Source organism: Pseudomonas sp. P5_A2_2 (assembly GCF_054177685.1).
In genome coordinates this window covers 1-3,499 of record NZ_JBGCUL010000470.1, presented here as the reverse complement: position 1 = coordinate 3,499, position 3,499 = coordinate 1, and the positions used below count along the sequence as shown (strand labels likewise).

Below are 3,499 nucleotides of genomic sequence, written 5' to 3'. Positions count from 1 at the left end.
GCTACGGTGTTGCTACGTGCTTGAGCAGGTTGATTGAATCCCGGACAATGCGGCCTCTTTTTTGAACGCTTGGGCGTGATAACGATGTCGACAGACAAGGTTTCTGTCCACGGCAGTTGGGCTAGCCGCTGGGTCTTCATACTCGCCGCGACTGGTTCGGCCGTGGGGCTGGGTAGTATCTGGAAATTCCCGTACATGGTCGGCGTCTATGGCGGCGGCGCCTTCGTGCTGATGTTTCTGGCCTGCATCGCGCTGATTGGCGTACCGGTCATGCTGGCCGAAACCCTGATCGGCCGGCGTGCCCGGCAGAGCCCGGCCAATGCCTTGAAGACGCTGGCGGTCGAGGCGGGGCACTCGACGAAATGGTCCTGGGGCGCATTTGCCGGGATGATCACAGCGTTGTTGATCCTGTCTTTCTATAGCGTTGTCGGCGGCTGGTCGCTGGATTACATCATCGACATGGGGCGTGGCGACTTTCAGGGGGTAACGGCGGATCAGGTGGGGGCCTACTTCGGCAATGTGATCGCCGATCCATGGCGCCTGACACTTTGGCACACGATTTTCATGCTGTTATCAGCGGTGGTGATTGCCAGGGGCGTGGTCGCCGGGCTTGAGCGCAGCCTGCGCAYCATGATGCCGCTGCTGTTTGTGATGGTCCTGGTGCTGTTGGGCTACAGCATGACCACCGGGCATTTCATGGAGGGCGTGCATTTCATGTTCGACTTCCACCCGGAAAAGGTCCTGGACGGCTTGTTGCCCGCGATGGGGCATGCGTTCTTTTCCCTGAGCGTGGGCGTCGGCTCGATCATGATCTACGGCGCCTACATGCCAAAGAACTCGTCGATTTCAGGGACGGTCGTTGGCGTGGCGCTGCTCGATACTTTCGTTTCCCTGGTGGCCGGCCTGGCATTGTTTCCGATTGTTTTCGCGGCGGGTCTGAATCCGAGCGAAGGGCCGGGGCTGATGTTCGTCAGCCTGCCGTTTGCCTTTGGTAACGTGGCTTTCGGGCAGTTGATGGGTGTGGTGTTTTTCGTGCTGGTGGCGGTCGCTGCCTGGAGTTCGGCGATTTCCCTGCTTGAGCCGATGGTGGCCTACCTGGTCGAACGCACTAAGGTGAGCCGTGCATGGGTCACCTTCTGGTTGGCTTTCAGCTGCTGGTTTGTCGGTCTGGGCACGGTGTTCTCCTTCAATATCTGGAAGGAGGCCAAGTTCTTCGTGAACGAAGGCGGGATGTTCCACCTTTACCAATGGGGAGCAGCCGGTGGTCTCGACTTCTTTGGCGTGATCGATTTCTTCACCTCGCGACTCATGTTGCCGCTTGGCGGTTTGTGTTTCGTGGTATTTGCGGGCTGGATCATGGGGCGTAAAGCGGTGCGCGACGAGTTGTCGATCCGCAACCCTGCGCTGTTTGGCCTGTCCTTGTTCTTGATGCGCTATGTGGCGCCCATCGGCATCCTCGTAGTGTTTGCCGCCCAGCTGTGGAAGTGACGCTGACATGACGACACACATTTCACGTTCGGCCTTGCTGCCTTACCCGGCACAAGCGCTGTATGACCTGGTCAACGACGTGGCGCGCTATCCGGAGTTTCTGCCGTGGTGTTCGTCGGCCGAAGTCCTGGAAAGCTCCCCTGAGCATATGCGCGCGAGCGTTGGTGTGGCGAAGGGCGGCCTCAGTCAGCACTTCGTGACGCGAAACGCTCTGGTTCCCGGTCAATCGATCGAAATGAATCTTGAAGAAGGCCCGTTCAATCAATTGCATGGTGTGTGGGTGTTCAAGCCGCTGGGCGAGAAGGCCTGCAAGATCAGTCTTGATCTGTCGTTCGATTATGCCGGGCCGCTGGTTCGTGCCACGTTGGGGCCATTGTTCAATCAGGCCGCCAATACGCTGGTGGATGCGTTCTGTCAGCGCGCCAAGCAGATTCATGGTTGAAGCCGTGATCGATATCGAAGTGGTGTACGCCGCTGTGGACAGGCAGGTGCTGCTTTCACTCGCGGTGCCGGTCGGCACTAYGGTTCGGGCGGCCGTGCTCAAGTCTGGTGTAKGGGCAGAGTTTCCTGAACTGGATCTTGCCGCCTGCCCGGTGGGTATCTTTGGCAAGGTAATCACCGACCCGGACACTCGAACGATTCAGGCGGGGGACCGAATCGAAATCTACCGGCCGCTGCTGGCGGATCCGAAAGAGGTCCGTCGCCTGCGTGCAGCAAAAGCGGCCGAGGCCAAGGCGCGGAATCAATGATTGAATTGCGCGCCAGGCACTAAAATTTCCGCCCACAGGTGGTTAAATCCCTGAGTGTAAATATGCCTTGTAGGCTTTTTATCGKGGAAATGTAGGATTGGTTTGAGTATTGAAGAGAATTTTCTCTTTGTTTCAATCTTGATTGAATGTGGTTCCGATTAAGCCTAAATCAAGTCTTGCCCTCGTTATGTGAGGGGCAAATAAACTCATTTAGGGATAAATCTGAAATGGACTTGATCAAGTCGTTGAAGCATACAAGTGTGCTGGCAGCAATGGGTGCGGCTTTCACTGTCATGCCGGCCAGCGCAGCCTCCAATGTGTTAACCGCCACGATAAGCGCACAAGGCAAGGTGGTGGCTCAGGCGCCCGAGTGGATCTCTGCGGTAGAGTACTTCTCCCAGCCTGATTATTTTGCGAACTATAAGGTTAACTTCAAGCCGGATGTCTTCATCCAGGCTCCACGGTTCTGCTCTGTATCCCTTACGAACAGCCGTTCCGAAGATGATATTTATTATGGGCGGGCGCGACTTGGGTCTACACCCAAGCAGGATAATTTGAGTGTGATCACTCAACTGGCAGGAATGAAGGGCCCTTCCGGTGATGGTTCCCAAGACTTTATGCTGATGTGTATTAAATAAGCGGGAATCATCGATAGTGATTCCGGCAAGCGATCCGGATCGATCACTATTGCCGGTACATAAAAAAATCCGCCGCCAGAGGTCTGGCAGCGGATTTTCAGAGCAGCCTTGCTGGAGCTTGATGCCCAGGCAAGCGGCATCATTCGCCAATTACTGCGGCGAGGTGTCCAGCGGTTCAGGCGTCGGGACTGGAGCGGTTTCTACACCGTCGACGTCCTTCTGGATCTGATCCAGCAACGAACCTGGCTTGACCGGTTTTTCCGGTTTTGGTTTTTCGACGTTTTCTGCCGGGGCAGCCACTGTCGTGCCGCTGTCCTTGCCAAGGATGGCTTCGTCACGGCTCACGCCTGGCATGAAATCACCAGAGAGGCTGACAAGCTGATCATTTGGGTTGAAGATAACGCTGATGCGTTCCTGTTGGCGTTCACCGCCACCGGGTTGCAGGCTGTACAGATAATCCCAGCGATCGGCATGGAACGTGTCAGTCAGCAGAGGGTTGCCCATGATAAACCGTACTTGCTTACGGGTCATTCCCGGGCGTAACTGGTCTATCATGTCCTGCGTGACGACATTGCCCTGCTGGATGTCGATTTTGTAAACCCCGGGGAATGAACAACCGGCGAG

Annotated in this window: 5 protein-coding genes; 4 read left to right on the top strand and 1 reads right to left on the bottom strand. The window is 56.3% G+C overall.

Annotation, left to right across the window (positions count from 1 at the left end):
- The first annotated feature begins 84 nt into the window (after positions 1–84).
- From ACXRVY_RS20575 to ACXRVY_RS20560, 4 genes are all read left to right on the top strand, one after another.
- A complete protein-coding gene (locus ACXRVY_RS20575; protein WP_458238112.1) occupies positions 85–1,488 on the top strand; it encodes a sodium-dependent transporter in 1,404 nt (467 codons plus the stop codon).
- Between the two features lie 7 nt (positions 1,489–1,495).
- Positions 1,496–1,930 (top strand): type II toxin-antitoxin system RatA family toxin, encoded by a 435-nt coding sequence (locus ACXRVY_RS20570; RefSeq protein ID WP_108218128.1) that lies wholly within the window; start codon positions 1,496–1,498, stop codon positions 1,928–1,930.
- Positions 1,923–2,237 (top strand): RnfH family protein, encoded by a 315-nt coding sequence (locus ACXRVY_RS20565; protein ID WP_458238111.1) that lies wholly within the window; start codon positions 1,923–1,925, stop codon positions 2,235–2,237. Before ACXRVY_RS20570 ends, ACXRVY_RS20565 begins: the two co-directional genes overlap by 8 nt.
- A 227-nt stretch (positions 2,238–2,464) precedes the next feature.
- Positions 2,465–2,875 carry a hypothetical protein gene (locus ACXRVY_RS20560; protein WP_223458573.1) on the top strand — a complete coding sequence of 137 codons (411 nt, stop codon included), beginning with the start codon at positions 2,465–2,467 and terminating at the stop codon, positions 2,873–2,875.
- Between the two features lie 150 nt (positions 2,876–3,025).
- Here the strand turns inward: ACXRVY_RS20560 and ACXRVY_RS20555 are convergent.
- Positions 3,026–3,499, bottom strand: a 474-nt coding sequence (locus ACXRVY_RS20555) for an outer membrane protein assembly factor BamE (RefSeq protein WP_458238110.1), incomplete at its 5' end; no start/stop codon positions are given.

Coding starts and splice junctions, on each gene's coding strand:
- ACXRVY_RS20560 (WP_223458573.1), top strand. CDS start 2,465: ATGGACTTGATCAAGTCGTTGAAGCATACAAGTGTGCTGGCAGCAATG.
- ACXRVY_RS20570 (WP_108218128.1), top strand. CDS start 1,496: ATGACGACACACATTTCACGTTCGGCCTTGCTGCCTTACCCGGCACAA.